This window comes from Microbacterium sp. zg-Y1090, from assembly GCF_030246945.1.
Lineage (GTDB): Bacteria > Actinomycetota > Actinomycetes > Actinomycetales > Microbacteriaceae > Microbacterium > Microbacterium wangruii.
Window position 1 is genome coordinate 486,562 of sequence record NZ_CP126742.1, and the last position, 22,927, is coordinate 509,488.

At 73.0% G+C, this 22,927-nt stretch carries 18 protein-coding genes; 8 read left to right on the forward strand and 10 right to left on the reverse strand.

Annotated elements, in window-relative coordinates:
* Positions 1-439: 439 nt before the first annotated feature.
* Genes QNO26_RS02185 through QNO26_RS02195 form a run of 3 tightly spaced genes read right to left on the reverse strand, consistent with a single transcriptional unit; the run spans position 440 to position 5,118 of the window.
* Entirely contained in the window at positions 440-2,641 is a 2,202-nt protein-coding gene (locus tag QNO26_RS02185) for an LLM class flavin-dependent oxidoreductase (protein WP_257526261.1), read from the reverse strand.
* A 54-nt stretch (positions 2,642-2,695) separates the two neighbouring features.
* Positions 2,696-4,372: a GH39 family glycosyl hydrolase gene (locus QNO26_RS02190; RefSeq protein ID WP_257526260.1), complete on the reverse strand. Its 1,677-nt coding sequence runs from the start codon at positions 4,370-4,372 to the stop codon at positions 2,696-2,698.
* On the reverse strand, positions 4,369-5,118 hold the full coding sequence (locus tag QNO26_RS02195; RefSeq protein WP_257526259.1) for a ThuA domain-containing protein: 750 nt from the start codon (positions 5,116-5,118) through the stop codon (positions 4,369-4,371). The genes QNO26_RS02190 and QNO26_RS02195 overlap by 4 nt, the downstream gene beginning before the upstream one ends.
* 99 nt (positions 5,119-5,217) lie before the next feature.
* Here QNO26_RS02195 and QNO26_RS02200 point away from each other — a divergent pair, with 99 nt between their 5' ends.
* The 4 genes from QNO26_RS02200 (at position 5,218) to QNO26_RS02215 (ending at position 12,800) form a co-directional block, all read left to right on the forward strand.
* The gene (locus QNO26_RS02200) at positions 5,218-6,255 is read left to right on the forward strand and encodes a LacI family DNA-binding transcriptional regulator (protein WP_257526257.1); all 1,038 of its coding nucleotides are present in this window, start codon (positions 5,218-5,220) and stop codon (positions 6,253-6,255) included.
* 135 nt (positions 6,256-6,390) lie between these two features.
* Positions 6,391-8,751 (forward strand): glycoside hydrolase family 95 protein, encoded by a 2,361-nt coding sequence (locus QNO26_RS02205; RefSeq protein ID WP_257526256.1) that lies wholly within the window; start codon positions 6,391-6,393, stop codon positions 8,749-8,751.
* Positions 8,712-10,595 (forward strand): beta-L-arabinofuranosidase domain-containing protein, encoded by a 1,884-nt coding sequence (locus tag QNO26_RS02210; RefSeq protein ID WP_257526255.1) that lies wholly within the window; start codon positions 8,712-8,714, stop codon positions 10,593-10,595. Before QNO26_RS02205 ends, QNO26_RS02210 begins: the two co-directional genes overlap by 40 nt.
* Before the next feature lie 18 nt (positions 10,596-10,613).
* On the forward strand, positions 10,614-12,800 hold the full coding sequence (locus QNO26_RS02215; RefSeq protein WP_257526254.1) for an alpha-galactosidase: 2,187 nt from the start codon (positions 10,614-10,616) through the stop codon (positions 12,798-12,800).
* Position 12,801: 1 nt separating this feature from the next.
* Here the strand turns inward: QNO26_RS02215 and QNO26_RS02220 are convergent, their stop codons facing one another.
* The 5 genes from QNO26_RS02220 to QNO26_RS02240 all read right to left on the reverse strand — a co-directional run bounded on the left by QNO26_RS02220 (position 12,802) and on the right by QNO26_RS02240 (position 17,802).
* On the reverse strand, positions 12,802-13,818 hold the full coding sequence (locus QNO26_RS02220; RefSeq protein ID WP_257526252.1) for a Gfo/Idh/MocA family protein: 1,017 nt from the start codon (positions 13,816-13,818) through the stop codon (positions 12,802-12,804).
* Positions 13,815-14,588, reverse strand: coding sequence for a ThuA domain-containing protein (locus QNO26_RS02225; RefSeq protein ID WP_257526250.1), 774 nt, complete (start codon positions 14,586-14,588; stop codon positions 13,815-13,817). The genes QNO26_RS02220 and QNO26_RS02225 overlap by 4 nt, the downstream gene beginning before the upstream one ends.
* Positions 14,585-15,493, reverse strand: coding sequence for a carbohydrate ABC transporter permease (locus tag QNO26_RS02230; RefSeq protein WP_257526249.1), 909 nt, complete (start codon positions 15,491-15,493; stop codon positions 14,585-14,587). The genes QNO26_RS02225 and QNO26_RS02230 overlap by 4 nt, the downstream gene beginning before the upstream one ends.
* Entirely contained in the window at positions 15,493-16,458 is a 966-nt protein-coding gene (locus QNO26_RS02235) for a carbohydrate ABC transporter permease (protein WP_257526248.1), read from the reverse strand. The genes QNO26_RS02230 and QNO26_RS02235 overlap by 1 nt, the downstream gene beginning before the upstream one ends.
* Before the next feature lie 66 nt (positions 16,459-16,524).
* Positions 16,525-17,802 carry an extracellular solute-binding protein gene (locus QNO26_RS02240; protein ID WP_257526246.1) on the reverse strand — a complete coding sequence of 426 codons (1,278 nt, stop codon included), beginning with the start codon at positions 17,800-17,802 and terminating at the stop codon, positions 16,525-16,527.
* Positions 17,803-18,056: 254 nt separating this feature from the next.
* On the opposite strand from QNO26_RS02240, the gene QNO26_RS02245 reads away from it, so the two are divergent.
* The 4 genes from QNO26_RS02245 (at position 18,057) to msuE (ending at position 21,632) form a co-directional block, all read left to right on the forward strand.
* The gene (locus tag QNO26_RS02245) at positions 18,057-19,061 is read left to right on the forward strand and encodes a LacI family DNA-binding transcriptional regulator (RefSeq protein ID WP_257526245.1); all 1,005 of its coding nucleotides are present in this window, start codon (positions 18,057-18,059) and stop codon (positions 19,059-19,061) included.
* Between the two features lie 131 nt (positions 19,062-19,192).
* Positions 19,193-20,038 (forward strand): sulfurtransferase, encoded by an 846-nt coding sequence (locus tag QNO26_RS02250; RefSeq protein WP_257526244.1) that lies wholly within the window; start codon positions 19,193-19,195, stop codon positions 20,036-20,038.
* A complete protein-coding gene (locus QNO26_RS02255) occupies positions 20,035-21,036 on the forward strand; it encodes a ketopantoate reductase family protein (RefSeq protein WP_257526242.1) in 1,002 nt (333 codons plus the stop codon). The genes QNO26_RS02250 and QNO26_RS02255 overlap by 4 nt, the downstream gene beginning before the upstream one ends.
* Positions 21,033-21,632, forward strand: a complete 600-nt coding sequence (gene msuE, locus QNO26_RS02260; protein ID WP_257526241.1) for an FMN reductase — start codon at positions 21,033-21,035, stop codon at positions 21,630-21,632. The genes QNO26_RS02255 and msuE overlap by 4 nt, the downstream gene beginning before the upstream one ends.
* Positions 21,633-21,659: 27 nt before the next feature.
* Here msuE and QNO26_RS02265 read toward each other — a convergent pair whose 3' ends face one another.
* On the reverse strand, positions 21,660-22,193 hold the full coding sequence (locus QNO26_RS02265; RefSeq protein WP_257526240.1) for a ribonuclease H family protein: 534 nt from the start codon (positions 22,191-22,193) through the stop codon (positions 21,660-21,662).
* Between the two features lie 12 nt (positions 22,194-22,205).
* Positions 22,206-22,850: a DnaJ family domain-containing protein gene (locus QNO26_RS02270; RefSeq protein WP_257526239.1), complete on the reverse strand. Its 645-nt coding sequence runs from the start codon at positions 22,848-22,850 to the stop codon at positions 22,206-22,208.
* Positions 22,851-22,927 lie beyond the last annotated feature (77 nt).

Here is a 22,927-nt window from a genome sequence, read left to right on the forward strand (position 1 = left end):
GCTTCCGCACGGTGGCGCGGGGCGGCATCCGCCATTCGTGACACTCGAGCGGCGCTCTGCGGGCGGCGGCGCTGCGAGCGCTCCTCGGGTGTCGCGTCCGCACGATGGCGCGGGGCGGCGCCCACCATTCGTGACACTCGAGCGGCGGCGCACCGCAGGGCGGCGCGGGCGCGCGGCAGCGCGCTGCGGCGCGGGCGGATGCTCGAGTGTCGCTTCCGCGCGGTGGGGCGTGGTGGCACCCGCCATTCGTGACACTCGAGCAGCGCCCGCGGTGCGCACGGGGCGGGCGGGACGTTCCAGTGTCGCTTCCGCACGGTGGGGCGTGGTGGCACCCGCCATTCGTGACACTCGAGCAGCCCCAGCCCCCGCCCCAGCCCCAGCCCAGCCCGCCCCAGCCGCGGGCCCGGCGGCCCCGCGACCGCGCGGGCGGACGCGGCGGTCAGGCGACGGGGAAGTTGTCGCGGAAGAGGGGCTCGGGGTCGTAGCGGCGCTTCACCTCGCGCAGGCGCGCCAGGGTGGCGGGTGGGAAGGCCTGGGCGACGAGCGCCGGATCGGTGCGCGACTCGAAGCTGAGGTAGAGGCCGTCGAAGTGCGTCGCGAGGGCATCCCACAGCTGGTCGAAGACCGGGCCGCGGCCGATCGCGGTGACGGAGAACCCGGCATCCCGATGCGCGTACGCGGTCGCGTCGGGGGCGACGTCGGCCACCGCGCCGCCGACTGAGCGGATCTGGAACCACGGGGTGGCCCCCGAGGCGATCAGCGCCGCGATCGCGTCGGCGGCGTCGTCGAGAGTGCGCAGCAGCCCGGAGCGGAACCGCGGCTCGCCCTGCCCGTCGTGCGTGGCGTCCGTCGCATTCGCCATGACCGCAGCGTAGGTGGACAGCTGCACCGACTGCCCGACCAGCGGGGCCAGCTGCGCGAACGGCTGGAGCCGCTCGATGATCGTGTCGGGGTCGGGCTGGTCGACGACGCCGTACACCTGGGCGAGGGGCGGCTGCCCGCCGCGGCCGGCGGCGAGGATCGCGAACAGGGTGACGTCGCGCGGGGACGCCTGCATCGTCGCGCCGAACCCGCGCACGAAGTCCGCCATGTCGGTGGCGTCGAAGGCCAGCTGCACCCAGCCGAGCTCGCCCACCGGCATCGCCTCGAACTCGAACGCCGTGACGACCCCGATATTGGCGCCGGCGCCGCGCACCGCCCAGAACAGGTCGGGGTTCTCTTCCGCGCTGGCACGCACGACGGTGCCGTCGGCGAGCAGCACGTCGGCGGCGACCATGCGGTCGATCGTGAGGCCGTGCTCGCGAGTGAGGAACCCGATGCCGCCCGCCGTGGCGAGGCCGCCCACGCCGACGCCGCCGTAGTCGCCGCTGGAGATCACCCAGCCGTGGGGCTCGAGGGCGCGGGCGACCTCGCCCCAGCGCGCACCGGGCTCGATGCGCACCCGCCGGGTCGCCTCGTCGAGCACCTCGATCCGCGACAGCGCGCCGAGGTCGATCACGATGCCGCCGTCGTTGGTGCTGCGGCCGCTGATGCCGTGACCGGCGCTGCGGATGCCGAGGGGGAGGTGCCGATGCCGGCGGGCGAAGGCGAGGGCCTCTGCCACCTCGCCGACATCTCGCGGGCGCAGCACGAGGCCCGGGGCGCCGCCGCGCATATAGGTGGAGCGCACCGTGCGGTAGCCGAAGTCGCCCGGTTCGACCGCGGTCTCCCGCAGCGACGCGGGCAGGTCGTCGTAGGCGATGCCGTCGCGTCGCTGCGCCAGCGCGCGGGCGCTGCGGCCGGGTGCGGTGTGGCCCGTGCGGGTGCGCTCGGCGGCCACGGCCTCGCGGACGACCGGGATCGTCTCCGCCGCGAACCGCTCCAGCATCGCGGGATCGTCGCTGCTGACGATGAACGCCGACATCCCGTCGCCGAGGGCCAGTTCCACGAGCTGCTCGGCGGACTCCCCGCCGGAGATGTTCAGCAGGCGCCGCACCTCGCCGGGGTGACGCCCGGCGGCAGCGGCCGCGTCATCGATGCGGGCGTTTCCGGCGGCGAGGTCGCCGGGCTGCATGTACGACAGCGACGGCAGCCAGCCGTCGGCCTTGCGACCGGTGAGGCGCAGCATGCGCGGCTTGTAGGCGCCGAGCCAGATGGGCACCTCGTGCGCGGGGGCGGGGCCGCGCTTGGCGCCGTGCACGGGGTAGTGGTCGCCGCCGTGCACCGCACCGCGCTCGCCGACCGCCCAGAGCTCCCGGATGAGGTCGATGGCTTCGCTCAGGGCTTCGACGGACTCGCCCGCGGTCAGCCGCGGCACGCCCATCGCTTCGATCGCATCCCAGAACGCCCCCGCTCCCAGCCCCAGATTGAGCCGTCCGCCGGAGAGGAGATCGAGGGATGCCGCGGCGCGCGCCAGCACCGGCGCCGGGCGCAGCGGCAGGTTCGTGACGTTGGGGGCGAGCTGGATCGTCGAGGTGGCGGCGGCCGCGTACGACATCAGGGTCCACGTGTCGAGGAACCGCGGCTGGTACGGATGGTCTTGGAAGGTGGCCAGGTCGTACCCGAGCTGCTCGCTCAGCTGGGTCAGCTGCACCACCTGCCGCGGGTTCGCCGCGGAGGGGGTCAGGAAGGTGCCGAAGAGCAGGTCATGTCCGTAGTCCACACCCGCCGCAACACCTGAGCGCCGCGATTGCTTCCCGCGCCCGCGCGCGGGCGGCTAAGCCTGGCGCAGTGATGCCACCGCCCACGGCTGCAGGTGCAGGTCGAGGTCGAGGGCGCCGTCGGCGTCCGCCGTGAGGGTGAAGCGCCGCAGACCCTCCGCGACCTCGCGCAGCGACGCCGTCTGGGCGGGGGAGAGGTTGAGCGGCTCTCCCATGCGGTGCCACGCCTCGGCCACGTCGCCGTGGTCGAGGTCGACCACCTCCACGAGGAACGCCGTGCCCGGGACCAGACCGCGGACGCGGTGGCGGATGCGGCGGGACGGACCCCGCTCCCGCAGCTCCCGCGTCGCCGCGTAGGACGTGCGCGACCCCACGGACTGCAGCCCCATCTCGTCCGGGTAGTTGAAGAACACCCCCGACACCGCCCCGGAGCTGCTGTCGCCGGTGAGCACGCCGTGCTCGGTCGACAGCAGCCGGCGGTCGCCCAGGCGCGCGAGCGCGGCGAACGCGTGGAAGGTGGGTTTGCGGATGCCCTGCTCGTTGACGACGCCGAACCCGCCGTGGAACGGCCCGATGCCTGCACCGCCCTCCTCGAACACATCGGTGAAGGTCCAGTAGGAGATGGACTCGGCCAGGTCGGTGCACTGCAGGTAGGCGCGGGTGATGTAGGTGGCCGCGAACACCGTGTCGTGGATGCTGTCGCGGCTCGACGGTGTGGTGGACCACTCGGTGATGTGCACCTCGGCATGCGGATACGGCCCCGCCGCGACCAGCCGTCGCAGCAGTGCGAGGTCGTCGCGCGTGGCGTCGGCGTACCGGCTGATGAGCGTGGCCTTGCCGCTCACGGCGTACGCGTAGTCGGTGGGATAGACGTGCGTGGTGACGAAGTCCACCGGCAGGTCGCGCGCGGCGCACCACTCCAGGAACTCCTCGATCCACACCGGCCGCCACTCCAGCGCGTCGACGTCCGTCGCGGCCGCGGTGGCGTGCTGCACGTCGCGGTCCTCGGTCTCGCCGTCGTAGCGGGAATCGGGCACGAACACGCTCGTCGACGGGCCGCCGACCTGCAGGTCGGGGTGGATGGCCTTGATCGCGCGGGCGGTCGCGGCGTAGAGCTCGAAGTACTGCGTCTTGGTGCCCGTCCAGAAGTGGGGGACGAGGTTCGGCTCGTTCCACACCTCGAATTTCCACCGGCGCACCTCGTCGAGTCCGTAGCGCCCGATCCAGTGCTCGACGGTGGCGGCCACCAGGCGCACCCACGCAGCCATGTCGTTCGGCGGGCTCGCGTGGGCGCCCCACCAGAACACCGTGGCGTGGTCGGTCGCGAGCTCGCGTGGCATGAATCCGAGCTCGACGAACGGGCGGGCGCCGGAGGCGAGGATGAAGTCGAAGACCTTGTCGACGTAGCTGAAGGTGTGGCGCTCGCGTTCGAGGGCGCTGTCGGGGCCGAAGCCGCCGCCGTCGCGCACGCGGTACACGAACATGTCGTCGTGGAAGAGCCCGTGGAAGCGCACCGACCGCATCCCGAGGGTCTGCACCGCCTCGGTGAAGTGCTCCCGCCAATCGGCACGCAGCGCCTCATTTGCCCGCCCCGCGCCGACGCACTCGTTCCACACGTGCGTCAGGGCGCGGTCCTCTGCGGCGTGACCGTCGATCTCGATCGCGGCGAGCGGGCGGTGCCGGCGAGCGGAGTCGACGTCGAGGTCGATGATCGCGCGGGCGGTCGAGGTCACCGGCTGCTCCAGAGGGTCGGGACGAGGGTGGCGTCGGTGTGCAGCTCCTGCCGCCCGGGGGCGCTGCGCGCGGCCCAGAGGAGGCCGCGCTCGATGATCGTGCGCACGCTGGCGTCGCGCAGCACCGCGAGGCTGTGGCCGGCGGTGGTGACGAAGACCCGTCCGCGGTCCCACCGCCGCGTCCACACCGCGGGTGACGGCGCCGACCAGCGCGCCGGCCCCTCGAGCAGACCGGGCTGGCCGGTCGTGGCGAGGACCTCGCCCGGATCGTCGGCGACCAGGCGCGGACGGTCGGTGCGCAGGGTGAAGTCTTCGAGCCCCGCGGTGATCGCATGGCGTCGCCCCGCGGAGGTGAGATCGACCGTGTGGCACCGCAGGGCGTCGCCGTCCGCCGTCGCCGCCACGACGGCTGGGGAGACGAACGCCCCGCCCACCAGCTCCCGATAGGCGCGTGACCCGGGACAGGTGTCCAGGATGCCGGCGTGCCATCCCGCCAGCCCGGTGCCCCGCTGCACGGCGCGGCGCAGCCCGGATACGGCGTCATCCGAGACGGGCGAATCCGTCAGGCATTGCAGCACCAGGTCGGTGGCCGACATGGCGTCGTCGTCGGTGTAGACGTCGGCGGATGCCTCGATGCGCACCGTGAAGCCGGCGGCTTCGAGGAAGGGCAGGAACATCTCGGTCGCGTCGACCGGACGGTATCCCGCCCCACCGCCTCGGACGATCAGCGCATGGCGTGCGGTCATGGTGGGCCTCCTCCGCGTCGGTGGGGAATGGGCAACAGCCCGCTCACGATGACATCGGGGCATTGCGCCGCGCCCGCTATTTGCGCAAAAATGCCCGGCATGACATCGACGCCCCGGGCCACGCTCGCCGATGTGGCCGCGGAGGCCGGGGTGAGCGTGTCGACCGCGTCCCGTGCGCTGCGCGGTCGCGGGGAGATGGCGCCCGAGACGCGCATGCGCGTGCGCGACGTCGCCGCGGCGCTGGGGTACGCGCGCGCCGCCGAGCCCCGGGGGAGGCCGCGCAGTGGGACCTCGCGGGTGTTCGACCTCGTGCTCGGGCACTTCCACGACCCGTACACCGACGAGGTCACCGCCGGGGCGCGCACGGCGGCGGCGCGGCTGGGCTATGACCTCGTGCTCACCGCCGAACGTGACGACCCGGCCGACGACTGGCCGGTGCGCGTGCGGTCGCGGGGCTCGGCGGGCGTCATCCTCGGCCTGATCCTGCCGACGGCGGGACAGGTGGCGACGCTGCGTGCCGCCGGCATCCCCATCGTGCTGCTGGAGCCCCCGGGCGAAGGTGCGGAGTCCTTGCCTCGGGTGCGCACCACCGATCGCGCCGGGGGAGGCGCCGCGGCCGAGCATCTGGTCGCCCGGGGAGCGCGGCGGTTCCTCGTGATCGGGGGATCGCCGTCCTACCGCTACGGACGGGCGCGCGTGGAGGGATTCGTCGCCGCGCTGGGGCGGGCGGCGCCCGGAGCGGTCTGCGTGCGGACCCGCGCCGACTGGAGCGCGTGGGATGCCCGGAGGGCATGCGCCACCGGGCTCGCCGAGCTGGGCGGCGACGGCCCCATCGGCGTCTTCGCCTGCTCGGACGAGATGGCCGCCGGCGCCTACCGTGCCATCGCCGACGCCGGGCTGAGCGTGCCGCGGGACGTCCTCGTCGTCGGGTTCGACGACGTGCGCGGCGCCCGCTGGCTGCACCCGCCGCTGACCACGGTCCGCCAGCCCATCCGCGAGATGGCCGCCGCCGCGGTGCAGACGCTGGCCGAGACGGTGGCGGGACGCCCGACGGGGCATCGCGTGGTGGAGTTCGCGACCGAACTCGTCGCGCGCGGCTCCACTGCTGTGGTGGCCCCTTCCGTGTCAGAGCTCTGACGCGGCACCGTTTTCGGTCTTTTCGTCGCCGACGGCGGCGAAGTCTGTACCATTCGTGGGATCTCTTGCCAGGACGGGCCCATGGCCCGCCGGTGCCGCGTTGCGAAGGAGCAGTCGCCGATCATGCCGCCGTTGATGACCCGCACCACCGCCCCCAGCTGGGAGGACGGGATGATCGTCGGCAGCGGCCGGGTGGGCGCCGTGGTCTACGGCGAGGCGGGCACGCAGACGGTCTCGCTCGCCCACGAGCGCTTCTTCATCCCCGCCCACCCGCGACCCGGCGCCCCCGGGCTCGCCGCGTCGCTGCAGACGCTGCGGGAGGCGGTGCTCGCGGGGAGGAGCGCCGATGCCGGGGCGGCGATGATGGCGGCCGCCGTCGCCGCCGGATCGCCGGAGGATCTCGTCTGGACCGACCCGCTCGGCATCTGCGCCACCCTGACGCTGTCGGTCGGCGGCGCGGGACCCACGTCGCGACGCACGATGGACCCCGTGCACGGCGAGGTCGCTGTGCACTGGGATGTGCCGGCTGTCACGCTGCACGCCGGCGCGCCGCGGGGCGGGCAGCAGGTGTGGCTGGTCGTGCGGGCTCGCGCGGCGACGACGGTCGACCTCGAGCTGCGCCTCGGGGCGTGCGCGCGGCCGGAGACCGGCGCCACCGGGTACGCGCGCTTCCTGCGCCCTGTGGTGACGGCCGGCGACACCGGGTCGCTCGTGGCATCCACCGGCGATCCCGACCGATCCGCGACGGTCGTCGTGCGCACGGGCACGCCCTGGACCGCGTCGGAGTCGGGTGGGGCGGTGCGCACGCGCCTCCATGTGCCCCCCGCGGGGGAGGCGCTCATCCGCATCGACGTGTGGGTCGGTGCCGCGGCCGACGGGCCGGGGGTGGATGACGGCGCCCCCGATGGCGGGGAGGCGCTCCGGGCGCGCACCGCGGCGCACGCCGCGCTGGTGCGGCGGTCCGCGTTGCGGCTCGGAGGCGTGGGCGGCGAGGAAGAGGTGCGCCGCGACGAGTCGACCGACGAGGAATCGACCGAGGACCTGTGGCGCCGCGCTCGGGCCGGTGATGCGGCCGCCCGCCGTCGGGTGGTGGCGACGGCCTACCTGGCCGGTCGCGCGCACGCGATCGCGGGGACGGGCGAGCTGCCGCCGACGCTGCAGGGGGTGTGGCAGGGCAGCTGGGCGCCGGCCTGGTCGGCCGACTACACGCTGAACGGCAACGTGCAGAACGGCGCCATGGCGGGGCTCATCCCGACCGGCACTCCCGAGCTCGCGCGGTCGCTGCTGAACCTCGTGCTGCCGCACCTGCAGGATTACCGTCGCAATGCCCGCCGCATCCTCGGGACCGAGGGCATGCTGCTGCCCGCCCGCATGTCGACCCATGGCGAGGCCAGCCACTTCTCGGCGGAGTTCCCCCACGTGTTCTGGACGGGGTGCGGCGGGTGGGTGCTGCGGACGGCGGCGGACATCGTGGCCACCACCGGCGACCGGTCCATCGTCGACGACCGGCTGTGGGAGCTCGTCGAGGGCGTGCTGGTGCTGGCAGAGCAGGCGACGGTCGGCGCGGACGGGCGGCGGCATCTCGTGCCGAGCTATTCGCCGGAGAACAGCCCTCCCGGCGGCGCGCCCCTCGTCGCCGACGCGACGATGGACATCGCCATCCTGCGCGACGCGGCCCGCGCGGCCGCCGTCCTCGCGCGGGCGCGCGGCGACCACAGCCTCGACGAGCGCTGGCAGCGGCTGGTCGAGAGCCTTCCGCCGTACCGCGTCGCCGCGGACGGCACGCTGGCGGAGTGGATCGCCGACCTCTGGCCGGAGAACCACGCCCACCGTCACACGTCGCAGCTGTACCCGCTCTGGTACGAGGCGGACGAGGCGTTCCTGGGTGACAGCCACGGGGCCGACGCGCTGCGCCGGGCCGCGGAGGCGACGATCGACGCGCGCATCGCGTGGCGGGCGGGCGACCCCACCGCGCCACCCGGGCGCATGGAGATGGCTTTCGGGCTCGTGCAGCTGGGTCTGGCTGCGGCGGCCCTCGGGCGCGCCGACGCCGCGTTGACGTGCGTGGAATGGCTGGCGCTGGAGCACTGGACGCCCGCCCTGACCACCACCCACGACGCCGGCCGCCTGTTCAACCTGGATGCCGCAGGCGGGCTGCCCGCCGTGGTGGCGGCGATGCTCGTCGCGTCGACGCAGGACGAGATCATGCTGCTGCCTGCCTTGCCGGCGGAGTGGCCGTCGGGCTCGGTGACGGGACTGCGTGCCCGCGGCGGCATCGTCGTCGACCACCTCGCCTGGGATGCCGATGCCTGCACCGTCACGCTGCGCCGTCTGCCGGAGGCAGCGTGGCTGCGGGCGGACGGACGCGCCGGCCTGCGCGTGGGGCGGGCGCCGGTGCTCGCCGGAGCCGTCGGCGACGCGCGGCACGAGGTCACCATCGGTGTGGAGCCGACGACGTGGCGCTTCGCGCGCGCGACGGCGGGGGCCGCGGCATGAGGGCGTCGGCGGCCCGGGCGCTGCCGCTCGGGAGCGTGCAGCTGACAGGCGGCGAGTTCGACCGTCGCCGCGCGGTGAACCGCGACTACCTGCTGTCGCTGACGACGGCGAACCTGCTGCAGAACCACGATCTCGAGGCGGGGTTCTGGGATCGCTCCTGGCAGCTGCAGCCCTCGTCGGACGACCCTGCAACGCGCGGGGTGGGACGTCACGCCGGCTGGGAGTTCCCCACCGGCCAGCTGCGGGGCCACTTCGTGGGGCACTGGCTCTCGGCCGCCGCCCGCGAGGCGGCGGTCACCGGCGACGCCGTGCTGTCGGCACGGGTCGGGGAGGTGCTCGACGGCCTCGAGCGCTGCCAGGCGGCCAACGGCGGGGAGTGGGTCTTCGGCATCCCGCCGCGCTACCTCGACCTGCTGGCGGCGGGCCGAGAGGTCTGGGCGCCGCAGTACACGATGCACAAGACCTTCATGGGACTGGTCGACGTCGCCCGTGACCTCGGCGACCCCCGGGCCGTGCGCATCGCGCAGCGCGCCGCGCAGTGGGTCGCCCGGTGGTCCGCGACGTTCGCCCCCGAGCAGTGGGACGACATCCTCGACGTCGAGACCGGCGGGATGCTGGAGGTGTGGGCCGACCTGCTCGACCTGACCGGCGATGGGATGTTCGCGGACCTGCTGCACCGGTACGACCACCGGCGCCTGTTCGATCCGCTCCTGGCCGGCGAGGACGTTCTGACCAACCGGCACGCCAACACCACCATCCCGGAGGTGCTGGGCGCCGCCCGCGCCTACGAGGTGACCGGTGAGGAGCGGTGGGCCGAGATCGTGCGGGCGTACTGGCGGTGCGCGGTCACCGATCGCGGCACGTTCTGCACGGGCGGTCAGACATCGGGGGAGATCTGGACCCCGCCGCACGCCTTCGCCGCCCGCCGCGGCGACAAGACGCAGGAGCACTGCACCGTCTACAACATGATCCGTCTCGCCGACGTGCTCTACCGCTGGGACGGCGACTCGGCGTACCTCGACTACATCGAGCGGAACCTGCACAACGGCATCCTCGCCCAGCAGCATCCGGGCACCGGGATGGTCACCTACTTCCTGCCGCTGCACCCCGGCGCCCGCAAGGCCTGGGGATCGCCGCTGGAGGACTTCTGGTGCTGTCACGGCACCCTGGTGCAGGCCCACACGCGGCACAGCGCCCTGGCCTTCTACGCGCAGGACGACGCGCTCGTGCTGGCGCAGTACCTCCCGGCGCGGGTCGAGGTGCCGCACGCCGGCGGCACGCTGCGGGTGCAGCTGGCCGGCAGCGAGACGGCCGCGCGCGTCGGACCCGACGCCAACGGCGGCGACGCGGGAGCCCGCCACCGTCCGGATTCGTGGGGCTTCTCGCTGACGGTCGAGTCGCCCCCCGGGGCCGTCGCGACCGTGCGGCTGCGCCGCCCCGACTGGTGCGACGGCGACCCGGTGGTCGTCGGCGAAGACGGGCGGGATGCCGACGTCGTCACCGGCCCCGGCGGGCACCTCGAGCTGGCGCACCGGGGCGGGCGCGCCGTGTACGAGATCACCCTGCCGATGCGGCTGCGCACCCTCGCCATCCCGGACGAGCCGGGAACCGTCGCGTTCGCGCGGGGCCCCGTGGTGCTCGCCGGCCTCGTCGACCACGACGTGCGGCTGCACGGCGATGCGCAGCGCCCCGACACGCTGCTGGCCGCCGACAACGAGCGCCAGTGGACGCAATGGCTGAGCGGCTACCGCACCGTCGGCCAGGAGCGTTCCATCCGCTTCCTGCCGCTGTCCGAGATCGTGGACCAGCCCTACACCGTGTACTTCCCGCTTCACCCCGACTGACCGAGCACGAGGATGCCGATGCCCACCTCCCCTCTGATCCATCTCTCCGCCGCCGGCGTCTCGCTGGTCGTGGCCGCGGAGCGCGACCGCCTGCCCGCGATCCTGCACTGGGGGGCTGCGATCGTCGCCGCCGACGCCGATCTGCAGGCGTTCGCGCTCGCTGAGCGCCGCCGCGGGATCGACGACGTCTCCGACGTGCCGTACCGGCCGAGCATCCTCCCGGAGCACGCCGCCGGGTGGTTCGGGCGACCGGGACTGAGCGTGCACACGGCGGGCGCCGGCTGGGCGCCGCAGCTGCGCGTGCGGAGGGTGCGCGTCGATGAGCGGGAGCCGGACAGCGAGGTCACGCAGACCGGAGCGGGGCGCATCACCGTCGACGCCGGCGACCCGGGCGCCGGGATCGACGTGCGGATCGAGCTGGAGCTGGCCCCGGCCGGGCTGGTGCGCACGCGGGTGAGGGTGCGCAACGCCGCGGCGGACGGCGAGCCGCTCGAGGTGCAGTCCGTCGCGCCGGCACTGCCGGTGCCCACGCGCGCGACCGACGTGCTCGACTTCGCCGGGCGGTGGGCGCACGAGCGCATCCCGCAGCGGCATGCCGTCGTCCGTGGCACGCACGCCCGCACCTCGCGGCGCGGTCGCACCGGGCTGGATGCCACGACCGTTCTCGCCGCCGGCGTGCCGGGGTTCTCCTCCGACGCCGGCGAAGTGTGGCTGTCGCACGTGGGGTTCAGTGGCGACCACGAGCACGCGCTGGACCGCGACGATGCGAGTCTGGCCTTCCGCGGCAGCGAGGTGCTGCTGCCCGGCGAGGTGCGGCTGCGGGGCGGTGAGGAGTACGAGACGCCGTGGATCCACGGCAGCTACGGCGTCGGCCTGGATGCCGCCGCTGCGCGGTTCCACGCGCACCTGCGGGGGATCTCGCGGTCATCGCGCCGCGACCGGCCGGTGACCCTCAACGTCTGGGAGGCGGTCTACTTCGACCACGACCCGGCGGTGCTCGCCGACCTCGCCGTGCAGGCCGCGGCACTGGGTGTCGAACGCTTCGTGCTCGACGACGGCTGGTTCCGCGGCCGCCGCGACGACCGTGCGGGCCTCGGGGACTGGGAGCCGGACCCCACGGTCTGGCCCGACGGGCTGCGTCCTCTCGCCGATGAGGTGCGACGACAGGGGATGGAGTTCGGGCTGTGGGTGGAGCCGGAGATGATCAACGAGGACTCCGACCTCGCCCGCGCCCACCCCGACTGGATGCTGCGCGCCGGCCCGGAGCTGCCCGCCCGCTACCGGTTCCAGCAGGTGCTGGACCTCACGAACCCCGACGCGTTCGCCCACATCCTCGGCACGCTCGACGGACTGATCACCGACATCGGCGTCGCCTACCTCAAGTGGGATCACAACCGGGACCTCGTCGCGGCCGGCCACCCGGCCACCGGCGCCCCCGCGGTGCACGATCAGACCCTCGCGCTGTACCGGATGCTCGACGAGCTGCGCGCCCGGCACCCGCAGCTCGAGATCGAGAGCTGCGCCTCGGGCGGAGGCCGCGTCGACCTCGGCATCCTCGCGCGCGCCGACCGCGTGCACCCCTCGGACAGCCACGACCCGATCGACCGCTTCCACATCCTGCGCTGGACCGGCCTGCTCGTGCCGCCGGAGATGATGGGGTCGCACGTGGCCTCACCGGTGTCGAGCGTGACGGGCCGCACCCACGATCTGCACTACCGCTGCGCGGTGGCCTTCCTCGGGCACTTCGGCATCGAATGGGACATCCGGGAGCTGGCAGCGGACGACCGTGCCGCGCTGCAGCGGTGGATCGCGGACTACCGCCGCTTCCGCGGGCTCATCCAGACCGGCGCCGCCGTCGGTGGTGGCGAGCTCGACCCCGCCGGTCCGGCGCTGCGGGGCGTGGTCGCCCCCGACCGGGGCGAGGGTCTCTTCACGATCGTGACGCCCGCCACCACGCCCGACACGCTCTCCCGCGTGCGGCTGCCGGGCTTGGCCGACGAGCGACGCTACCGGGTCACCTCGACCGCGCCGGAGTCGCTCGGCCCGCCGTGGCAGGTGCCCGACTGGCTGCGGCTGACCCCGGGGCTGGGTCGCGCGGGAGACGCCCCGGTGCTCTCGGGCTCGATGCTGCGCACGGTGGGACTCGAATTCCCCACGTTCCACCCCGAGCGCGCCGCGGTCGTGCACGTCGCGGCGGTGGACTGACCTAGCGCGCCGCGCCCACCTGCGCCCTGGCCGCGCCGAACACCGCGGCCAGGCTCACCGGCGTGCCCATGGTCGACGACGCGACCGCCGCCTCGACCATCGCCAGACTCCACACGTTCGCCGCGATCTCACCCGAGGGTGCGGGTCCGCCGTCGAGGGCGCCGACGAACTCCGCCAGTGCGGCATCCAGGCCTTCGGCGGCCTCGTCGAGCGGCTGCACGGTCGGCGGGGCGTCGCCGGACTGCGCGACCACGTGGTCTTCGCCGTCCCACTCGGCTGCACCCCCTGCCGCGTCGCCGCGCCAGTGGCCGTTCCACGATGTCGTCAGGCCGTCGGCGCACCAGCTGCCGGAGTAGGCGAAGCGGGCGCCGTCGTTGAAGCGGAACACCGCGTGCGCGGCGGCCGCGCCCCGGTACCAGCTCCACGACGGGGAGTACTCCTCGCACCAGACCGTCACGGGCTCGCTGCCCAGCAGGTACCGCGCCTGGTCGAAGGTGTGCACGGCCATGTCGAGGAGCAGAGGCGATGCCATCCGGTCGCGGAAGCCGCCGAAACGCGGGTTCTGACGGAACCGGGCGTCGAGCTGCTCCGCGCCGCCCAGCGTGTCGAGGGCGTCGCGCAGGGCACGGATGCCGCGGGCATGCCGGCGCGACTGGCTGGTCGCCAGCAGCGTGCCGGTGTCGTCGCTGATCGCGGCGAGATGCAGCGCGCCGGCCAGGGTGGGGGCGACGGGCTTCTCGCTGAGCACGGGCACCCCGGCGCGCAGGGCCGCGCTGCTGACCTCGACATGCGCCTCGGGCACCGTGACGTTGAGCAGCATCCCGGCATCCACCGCCCGCAGGGCCTCGGAGACCGTCGCCGTGCAGGGGATGTCCCAGCCGCGTTCCCGCACCGCCGCCTGCGCCGCGTCGGGAACGATGTCGACGACGGCCGCCACCCACAGGTCGTCCCGACGGGCCACCGCGTCCATCCATGCCCGGCCCATGCCGCCGGCACCCACGATGACGACCTGTCTCATGCGCCGCCTGCCTCCGTCGGGGCCGGCGCCGCCGCGAACTCGTCGAGCGGGCGCATCGTCAGCCGGGGCGCCTCTCGGGGACGGTCCTGAGCGGCCCAGAGCGCCGCATTGCAGAGCACCCGCCGGATGCCGGGGTGGTGGTACACGGGGTAGTCCTGGTCGCCGGGCGAGAAGTAGAACACGCGGCCGTGGCCGCGGGCGAACGTCATCCCCGAGCGGAACACCTCACCCCCGCTGAAGCCCGAGACGAAGACGAGATCGTCCGGCTGCGGCACGTCGAAGAACTCGCCGTACATCTCCTGGCGGGGGATGACGATGGGCTGCGGCACGCCGTGCGCCAGCGGATGCGTGGGGGCGACCGTCCACACCAGTTCGCGGTCGTCGGCCTGCCGCCAGCGCAGCGTGCAGGTGGTGCCCATCAGGCGCGTGAAGATCTTCGACAGATGCGCCGAGTGCAGGGCGACCAGCCCCATGCCGGCGAGCACGTGGTGGTGCACGCGCTCGACGACCTCGTCCGCGACGGCGTCGTGCCGCACGTGACCCCACCAGTACAGGACGTCGGTGGCGGCCAGGCGCTCCTCGGACAGCCCGTGCGCGTCGTCGTCGAGCGTCGCGGTGTCGACGACGACCTCGTGGCCGAGACCGTCGCGCAGCGCGGCGGCGATGGTGCCGTGGATGGTGTCCGGGTAGAGGCGCCGGGTGAGGGCGTCGTTCTTCTCGTGGTGGTTCTCGCCCCACACCAGAGCGCGGACGGTTCGTGTGCGCGTCACCCCTTGAAAGCCCCGTCCATGATGCCGGCGACCATGCGGCGTCCGACGAAGAAGAAGACGATGAGCAGGGGGAGCGTCGCCATGAACGATCCGCCCATCGTGAGGGCGAGGTCGATGGTGCGGTTCGCCTGCAGCTGCTTCAGCACGATCTGCACGGTGAACAGCTCCGGCGACTTCAGCACGATGAACGGCCACATGAAGTCGTTCCACACCGACGTGAACGTGATGAGGCCCAGCACGAAGGCGGCGGGCCGCACGACGGGGAAGCCGATGCGCCAGAAGATCTGCCAGCTGTTGGCTCCGTCGATGCGCGCGGCCTGCATCAGCTCGTCGTTGAGGGTCGTGGACATGTGCTGACGCATCCAGAAGATGCCGAACGCGCTCGCGAGCCCCGGCACGATGATCGCCTGCAGGGTGTCGACCCAGTCCAGCCAGGAGATGATCAGGTACTGCGGGATCACGCTCAGCTGCGCCGGAACGGTCATCGTCAGCAGGACGATGAGGAACAGCGCATTGCGGCCGGGGAACTGCAGCTTCGCGAACGCGAAGCCGGCGAGGGCGCACAGGATCGCGGTGATGACCGCGACCGTCAGCGACACGATGACGCTGTTGAGCAGCGACTGGAAGAACGGCACCGTCTCGAAGACCTTCGCGGCGATGTCGGCGAAGTTGAAACCCGGGTACAGCCGCGGCGGGATCGACGTGACCGCGCTCGCTCCCACCGAGGCGATGACGAACATGTAATAGAGCGGGAAGACGCTGATGAAGACCGCGCCGATGAGCAGCGCGTAGACGGGCCAGCCCACCTTGCCCACCCGCCCGCCGTGGCGGCGCCGGTTCAGCTGGGGGCGGACCAGGGCTTCCTGCGGTGATTGCGGGACCGCCTGATCGATCACGTCGGACATCAGCGCGCCTTCCGGGTGCGGGTGGTGAGGAAGAAGTTGATGAGGGAGACCACGACGACGATGACGAAGAGTGCGACGCCGACCGCAGAGCCGTAGCCGAACTCGAACTGGCCGAAGCCCTGCTCGTAGAGGAACAGCGCGAGCGTCTGGCACTGCCGGCCACCGCCGCAGGTGAGCCCTGATTCCGGGGCGACCAGCAACGGCTCGGTGAAGATCTGCAGTCCGCCGATCGTCGACATGATCACGGTGAAGATGATGATGGGCCGCAGCGACGGGATGGTCAGGTGGATGAACTGCTGCCACCCCGACGCCCCGTCGACGGAGGCGGCTTCGTACATCTCGCGGGGCAGGGCCTGCAGGCCCGCCAGGTACAGCAGGGTGTTGTAGCCGAACCACCGCCACATCACCATCGACGAGATCACGATCCACGAGCCGACCTGCGACGACAGGAAGTTCACGGCCGGGATGCCGAAGATGTCGAGCATCCAGTTGATGAGGCCGAAGTTCTTGTCGAAGATCTGGGCGAACACCAGGGCGGTCGCGGCGACCGACGTGATGTAGGGGACCAGCAGCGCCATGCGGAAGAAGTTGGCCATCTTGAGCGTCGCGTGGTTCAGCAGGTGCGCGAGTCCCAGGGCGAGCATCAGCTGCGGGATGGTCGAGATGAGGAAGATGCCGAAGGTGTTGACGAAGGCGTTCCAGAAACGCTGGTCTGCGAAGAGCCGCTCGAAGTTGGCCAGCCCCACGAAGGTCTGCTCGCCGATCGGGTTCCAATCGAACAGGGCGACGTAGAACGTGAACAGCAGCGGGAAGAGGCCGAAGATCGCGAAGATCACGAAGAACGGCGCGATGTAGAGGTACGGCGCCACGCGCTCGGCCAGCGGCTGGCGGATCACCTGGCGGGGCGGCCGATCGCTGCGACGGGCCTTCTTCTGGACGGGGATGGCGGTCGCCGTCGCGGTCATGATTGCTCCCTCGATCGTCGGGGGTGGGGCCCGGCCGCACGCCGGGCCCCACCGATGGGTGACGGCTCAGCCGCCGAGCGCGGCCTTGGCGCTCGAGACGCCGGTCGACCAGGCCTCGCGCGGCGCGACGTTGCCGGCTTCCATGTCGACCAGGGTGTTCAGCAGCGCGGCGCCGATGGCGCTGGTGTCCGGCCCGTTGAGGAAGGAGTTGAACTGCAGCACGGACTCGCTGATGACCTCGCCGATCTGGGAGTCCCCGTAGAACGGGTCGGTGTAGCTGAGCACCTCCTCGCTCTCGAGTGCGGACTTGGCGGCAGGGAACGTGCCCGTCTCGGCGAAGTGCTCGGTCTGCGCCTCGGGGGTCAGCATGGTCTGGATGTACTGCCAGGCCGCTTCGGGGTTCTTCGCCCGGGCGGGGATGGCGATGACGCTGCCGCCCCAGTTGCCGCCGACGCCCGGGACCGCGGCGACGCGCCACAGGCCCTCGGTGTCGGGGGCGTCGGTCTTGTAGCCCGAGAGCATCCACGACGGCGCCGTCGACACGGCGAACGCCGCGTTGGCGCGACCCGGCGCCCAGCCCGACGACCAGGCGGCGATCCCCGCGCTGATGCCGGCTTCGTAGGCGCGGACGGCGACGTCGAACGCTTCCTCCACCTCGCCGTTGGTGTCGAAGGTGACCTCGCCCTCGGGCGAGTAGTACTTCTCGCTCACCTGGTTCACGGCGGCGAAGAACACCGTCGTCTCGACGTTGTCGACGAAGGGCTGCCCGGTGGCGGCGGTGTACTTCTCGCCCATCTCGATGAACGAATCCCAGTCCGACCACATGGCGGCGACCTCGTCCGGGTCGCTGGGGAGCCCCGCGGCCTCGAAGAGGTCGGCGCGGTAGGCGAAGCCCAGACCGCCGACGTCGGTGGGGATGCCGATGATGGATCCGTCCTCGGCGGTGGCCTCGCCGATCGCCCAGTCGAGGTAGTCCTCGCCCAGGTCGTCGCCGCCGAGCGTGCGCAGGTCGATGAAGTTGCTCGGGTTCTCGATGAACTTCGGCAGCTCGTCGTTCTGGATCATGACGAGGTCCGGCACGCGGCCGCCGGCCAGCGCCGCGGTCAGCGCGGTGGCGGTCTCGGCGGTGCTTCCCACCTCCGACAGCTTCACCTTGGCGTCGGGGTTCTTCTCGAGGTAGCGCTCGACCGAGTCCTTCTGGCCGATGCCGGTGAAGGACCAGAACTCGAACTCGGCGTTCGGGTCGCCCGAACTCTCGCCCGAACCTCCCGAGGTGCATCCGGACATCAGCAGTGCGAGAGTGCCGACCGCTGCGATGGGCAGGGCCAGTTTGCGACGGTTCACAACAGCTCCTCTTCTTCGGGGACATGTGTCTGCGGAGGCCGCCATGGCCTCGGGCGAGAGATCGATCTCTCGTTCGGGACACAGTAGGCCCGGCCGACGGATGCTGGCAAGACATCTGCCGAGAAATCCCTCCAACGATGTAAGAGCCGCTGCGCTGCGACGATTCGTTCCGATGAGATGAATGCCGGTGGGTCGACGTGCAATGATCGGGGACCAGAGAACGATCTCACCGCTGCGGCCGCTCAGGAGGAGCCATGTCACGCCCCACGCTCGTCGACGTCGCCCATGCGGCGGGTGTCTCCCGGGCCACGGCCGCCCGCGTCCTCGCCGGCGCGACCAACGTCGACCCGGCGATGTCGGTCGCCGTCGAGCGGGAGGCGCGGCGGCTGGGGTACGAGACCAACTTCGCCGCACGGGTGCTGCGGGGCGGCCGCTCGGGGGCGATCGGCATCGTCATCGCCCTCAACGAGCTCGACAGCGTCGGGGGGTCCTTCTTCACCGCGGTGCTGAAGGGGGCGGCCAAAGGGCTGTCCGCCGGTGAGGCGCAGCCCGTGCTGCTGCCGGCAGAGGATGAGGACCGGGATCGCATTCCCCGGTTCCTGCGCTCCGGCGCCCTCGACGGCGTCATCGTGATCCTGCAGCACGAGATCACCCACCTGGTGGCACAGCTGGCCCAGTCGCCCGTTCCCATCGCCTGGGTGGGTCGCCCTGCGGAGGACGTCGGCAGCGACGCCGTCGTCATCGACTGCGACAACTACGGCGGTGGGGTGCTCGCTGCCCAGGCGCTCGTGGATGCCGGCCGGCGCACGATCGGCATCATCGCCGGCCCGCCCGACATGGCGCAGGCGCAGGAGCGCCTGCAGGGATGCAAGGACGAGCTCGCTCGCCACGGCGTGGTCGCGGGCCCGGTCGTGCACGGTGACTTCACTGCCGACAGCGGGTCCGCCGCGATGGCTCGTCTCCTGCAGCGCGCGCCCGGGTTGGACGGGGTGTTCGCGTGCTCGGATCTCATGGCATCCGGTGGGCTGCGCGTGCTGCAGGCGGCCGGCCGCCGCGTGCCCGACGAGGTGTCGCTGGTGGGGTTCGACGATGTCGTCGTCGCCGTGACATCGGACCCGCCGCTGACGACCGTGCGTCAGCCCCTGGAGGAGATGGGGCGCGCAGCGGCCGAGGCGCTGCTGGCGCGTATCGAGGGCAGAGCCGAGGGGGGAAGCATCGTGCTGCCCACGACGCTGGTGCGCCGCGAGACGCTCATCTGACCGACACGCAGCGTCACACGGCGAAAGCCATCGACACACATCGGCGTGACGCGTGACGGGAGGCCGGGACTTTCCTAATCTGGGCGCACCGCCCCCTCGCGCTCGCCGTGGGCCGCCCCTCCGGGAGAACCATGTCCCTCATCACCCCCGAAGCGCTCGCCGCGCTCATCGCCGGCCCTCACTCCGTGCGCGTGCTCGACGTGCGGTGGCGTCTGGACCGACCCGACGGCCGGGCGGAGTACCTCGCCGGGCACGTGCCCGGCGCCGTCTACGTCGACCTCGAGCGCGAGCTGTCTGCGCACGGCGCACCGACCGAGGGGCGGCACCCGCTGCCCTCCACGGCGCAGCTGGGGGAGGCGGCGCGGCGGTGGGGGCTCGACGACGGCGACACCGTCGTCGTCTACGACGACCTGTCGTCGCTCGCCGCCGCGCGCGCCTGGTGGCTGCTCGTCGATGCGGGGGTGGCGGACGTGCGCATCCTCGACGGCGCCCTGCGCGGGTGGATCGCCGCCGGGCTGCCGCTGGAACAGGGCGCGGTGGTTCCCAGCCCCGGCTCGGTCACGCTCGGTCGCGGACTCCTCCCGCGGCTGACGATGGGAGCAGCGGCGGCGCTGGCGCAGACCGGCGTGCTGCTGGACGTGCGCGCCGAGGAGCGCTATCGCGGCGAGACGGAGCCGATCGACCCGCGCGCCGGTCACATCCCGGGCGCCCTCAGCGCCCCGACCACCGCCAACGTGGATGCCGACGGTCGCTTCCTCGATCCCGCCGCGCTGCGCGAGCGGTTCACTGCTCTGGGGGTGACCGAGGGCGAGCCCGTCGGGGTGTACTGCGGGTCGGGCATCACGGCATCCCACGCGGCCTTCGCCCTCACCCTCGCCGGCTTCGCCCCGCGGCTGTACCCGGGCTCATGGAGCCAGTGGTCGCAGCACCCCGACCGCCCGGTGGCCACCGGCGCCGAGCCCGGGGGTGGCGGGTGAGCCGCTACCTCGTCATCGGCGCCGGCGCAGTGGGAGGGCTGCTGGCCGCGCAGTGGGCCGCTGCGCAGGTGCCGGTGGTGCTGATCGCACGCGAGCCGACGCGCGCCGCCATCGCACGCGACGGGGTGAGGGTGCGCCGGCCGGGCGGCGACGACGTCGTGGCGGTGGAGGTCGCCGGCTCGCTGGCGGTCGCCCGCCCGACGGCGGCCGACACCGTCGTGCTGGCGGTCAAGGCGCCGGATGTCGAAGAAGCGGTCGCCGCGATCGCGTGGACTCCGCTGGCCGACGGCCGCGGGGTCGTCGCCGACCTTCCGATCCTCACGCTGCAGGGTGGACTGGCGGCCGAGCGCATCGCGCTGCGCCGGTTCGCGACGGTGATCGGGGTGTCGCTGGGGGCGCCCGTCGGCCTGATCGCGCCCGGCGTGATCGCCGCGGCGGCGCACCCGATCGTGGGCGCGGCGTGGTTGGGGGGCTACCCCCACTCCCTTCCCGCGGAGGAGGAGCGCCACCGCCTGGCGCTGGCCGCGGCGGGCTTCGCCGCCTCGGTCGAGCCCGACATCGCCGCCGCCAAGAGACGCAAGCTCATCGCCAGCCTCGCCGGTGCGGTCGAGGTCTTCGATGCGCCGCAGGAGCAGCTCGAGCGCGCCGCCGACGCGGTCGAGGCCGAGGCGCGCGCCGTCTTCGCCGCTGCCGGGTTGGCCGTCGCCCCGCCACGGCCGGGCGCGCGGCTGGAGGTCGGCGAGGTGCCCGGATTCGCGACGGGTCGCGGGTCGGTGTGGCAGGGGTTCGCGCGAGGGGCCGCGAGCGAGGCCGACCACCTCAGCGGCGAGGTCGCGCTCGTCGCCCGGCAGACCGGTGTCGACGCTCCGCTGAACACGGCGGTCGCGCGCGCGCTGGGAGCACTCGCCCACCGCCGGGGGCGGCCGGGTGAGCTGCCGCTGCCCGCCGAGTTCGGCTCCGCCCTCTTCGGCGGAGTATCCGCGCGGACGCGACGGTGAGCGTCGACGTCGGCGTGGGCGCTGCCGCGCCGCTGCGGGTGGTCGGCGTGTCCGGCTCGCTGCACGCCCCGAGCAAGACCACGGTGCTCGTCGAGGCCATCGTCTCCGCCCTCGCCGCCCGGGTGCCCGTGGCATCCACGATCATCGACATCGCCGACCTCGGCGGCTCGTTCGCCGGGGCGCTGACCCGGGCGGAGCTCGGTGCGCCGGCCCGGCAGGCGCTGCACGACATCGAGACGGCCGACCTGCTCGTGGTGGCGAGCCCGGTCTACCGTGCGTCGTTCACGGGCCTGTTCAAGCACCTGTTCGACTTCGTCGAGCAGTACGCACTGGTGGGCACGCCCGTGATCGTCGCGGCGACCGGCGGCGGTGATCGGCACGCGCTCATCCTCGAGCACCAGCTGCGCCCGCTGTTCGGGTTCTTCCAGGCGCTCACGCTGCCGGTGGGGGTATACGCCAGCGCCGCCGACTTCGACGGCTACGCGCTGACGTCGCCCGCGGTGCGGGCGCGCATCGACCAGGCCGTCGACGGCGGTCTGCCGCTCATCCGCAAGGCGGTCGCGCAGGAGGTGTCGCGGTACGTGTCGACCTGGTGAGGCGGATGCCGCGGCATCCGCCCGCGCTCAGCGCTTCTTCGCGGGGGCGGCGGCGACGTCGAGCTTGTCGTGGCCGCCGAGCGACGACCAGGCGCTGGCGACGCCCTTCGCGGCGTGCTCCGCCGCGCGCACGGCGCGTTCGTCGGCCCATTCGTTGAGCACGTGGCCGCGGTGGCCGCGCACGTGCTCGAGCACGACGTCGGGAAGGCCCGCCGCCCGGCGGGCGTCGCGGGCGACGATGAGCTGCTCGAGCAGGTCGCGGTTCTTGGTGGGGGAGCCCGTGGAGGTCTTCCAGCCGCGACGGCGGTGGCCGTCCATCCACGACTGGTAGGTGTCGATGGCGTACTTCGAGTCGGCCTGGATGTGCAGGTTCGCCACGTCCGGGTGGTCGGTGATCGCCTTCAGCAGCCCCATCAGCTCGCCGATGTTGTTCGTGCCCTGCGGAATGGCGCCCGCGGCCCAGTGTCCGTCCGCCGCGACCCACGCCCATCCGGTCGGTCCCGGGTTGCCCTTGCAGGCGCCGTCGGTGGCCACGATGTAGGGGGATTCGGGGGAGGTCATCACCACAGAACGCTACCCGCCCGTGGCGGGTGCACCGTCATCGCGGTGCCCGCGGCGGCGCCACCGCGGGCGTCTGGGCGGGTGCGCCGAGGCGGCAGCGGACGCGGCGGCCTGCCGGTCGCGACGACGCTCGTGCCAGGCGGCGACCTCGTCGTCGACGTCGTGGAGCGGGGTGACGACGGGCGGTCCTCCCTGCAGCTGCCGGCGCGCTTCGATCACCCGCCGGTTGAAGTCCGTCACATATTCCCGCACGTCCTCCTCGCGGGAGAGTGCGTCGGCGCGCGCAGCGAACTCCGCATGCTCCGTCCGCAGCATGAGTGAGGGCGGTCCGAGGCCGGTGAGCTTCTCGGTCTGGATCTTGCGGCGGATCCACCAGTCCGGGTCGTGCGCGACGCCCAGCCCCTCGATGGGCTTGCCGGCGCCGGGCAGGTCGTCGAACTCGCCGGCGCGGATCGCCTGCTGGATCGCCGTCTCGATGTAGGCGGCGCGATCGGTCGACATCGAGCTGCCGGGGCTGGAGCGCACGTGGTCTGCGTCGGGTTCGCGTGCAGGCTCGGTGCCGGGCTCCTGGGACTCCGCCGGGGCGTCGTCGTCCCACTTGCGCTGCAGCTTCTCGACGCGGTACCGCGCCGCGTGCAGCCGGGGATCCTCGGTCATCGCGCACCTCCCTGGCTTTCCACGGTAACGCCGCACTGGCACGGCGAGGCGATACTGCGTATGTATATACTCAGAAA

Excerpts from the sequence above, each read along its gene's own strand:
- QNO26_RS02195 (WP_257526259.1), bottom strand. The coding sequence starts at position 5,118 with ATGACCGCACGCCATGCGCTGATCGTCCGAGGCGGTGGGGCGGGATAC.
- QNO26_RS02200 (WP_257526257.1), top strand. The coding sequence starts at position 5,218 with ATGACATCGACGCCCCGGGCCACGCTCGCCGATGTGGCCGCGGAGGCC.
- QNO26_RS02205 (WP_257526256.1), top strand. The coding sequence starts at position 6,391 with ATGACCCGCACCACCGCCCCCAGCTGGGAGGACGGGATGATCGTCGGC.
- QNO26_RS02215 (WP_257526254.1), top strand. The coding sequence starts at position 10,614 with ATGCCCACCTCCCCTCTGATCCATCTCTCCGCCGCCGGCGTCTCGCTG.
- QNO26_RS02220 (WP_257526252.1), bottom strand. The coding sequence starts at position 13,818 with ATGAGACAGGTCGTCATCGTGGGTGCCGGCGGCATGGGCCGGGCATGG.
- QNO26_RS02230 (WP_257526249.1), bottom strand. The coding sequence starts at position 15,493 with ATGTCCGACGTGATCGATCAGGCGGTCCCGCAATCACCGCAGGAAGCC.
- QNO26_RS02235 (WP_257526248.1), bottom strand. The coding sequence starts at position 16,458 with ATGACCGCGACGGCGACCGCCATCCCCGTCCAGAAGAAGGCCCGTCGC.
- QNO26_RS02245 (WP_257526245.1), top strand. The coding sequence starts at position 18,057 with ATGTCACGCCCCACGCTCGTCGACGTCGCCCATGCGGCGGGTGTCTCC.
- QNO26_RS02250 (WP_257526244.1), top strand. The coding sequence starts at position 19,193 with ATGTCCCTCATCACCCCCGAAGCGCTCGCCGCGCTCATCGCCGGCCCT.
- QNO26_RS02265 (WP_257526240.1), bottom strand. The coding sequence starts at position 22,193 with ATGACCTCCCCCGAATCCCCCTACATCGTGGCCACCGACGGCGCCTGC.
- QNO26_RS02270 (WP_257526239.1), bottom strand. The coding sequence starts at position 22,850 with ATGACCGAGGATCCCCGGCTGCACGCGGCGCGGTACCGCGTCGAGAAG.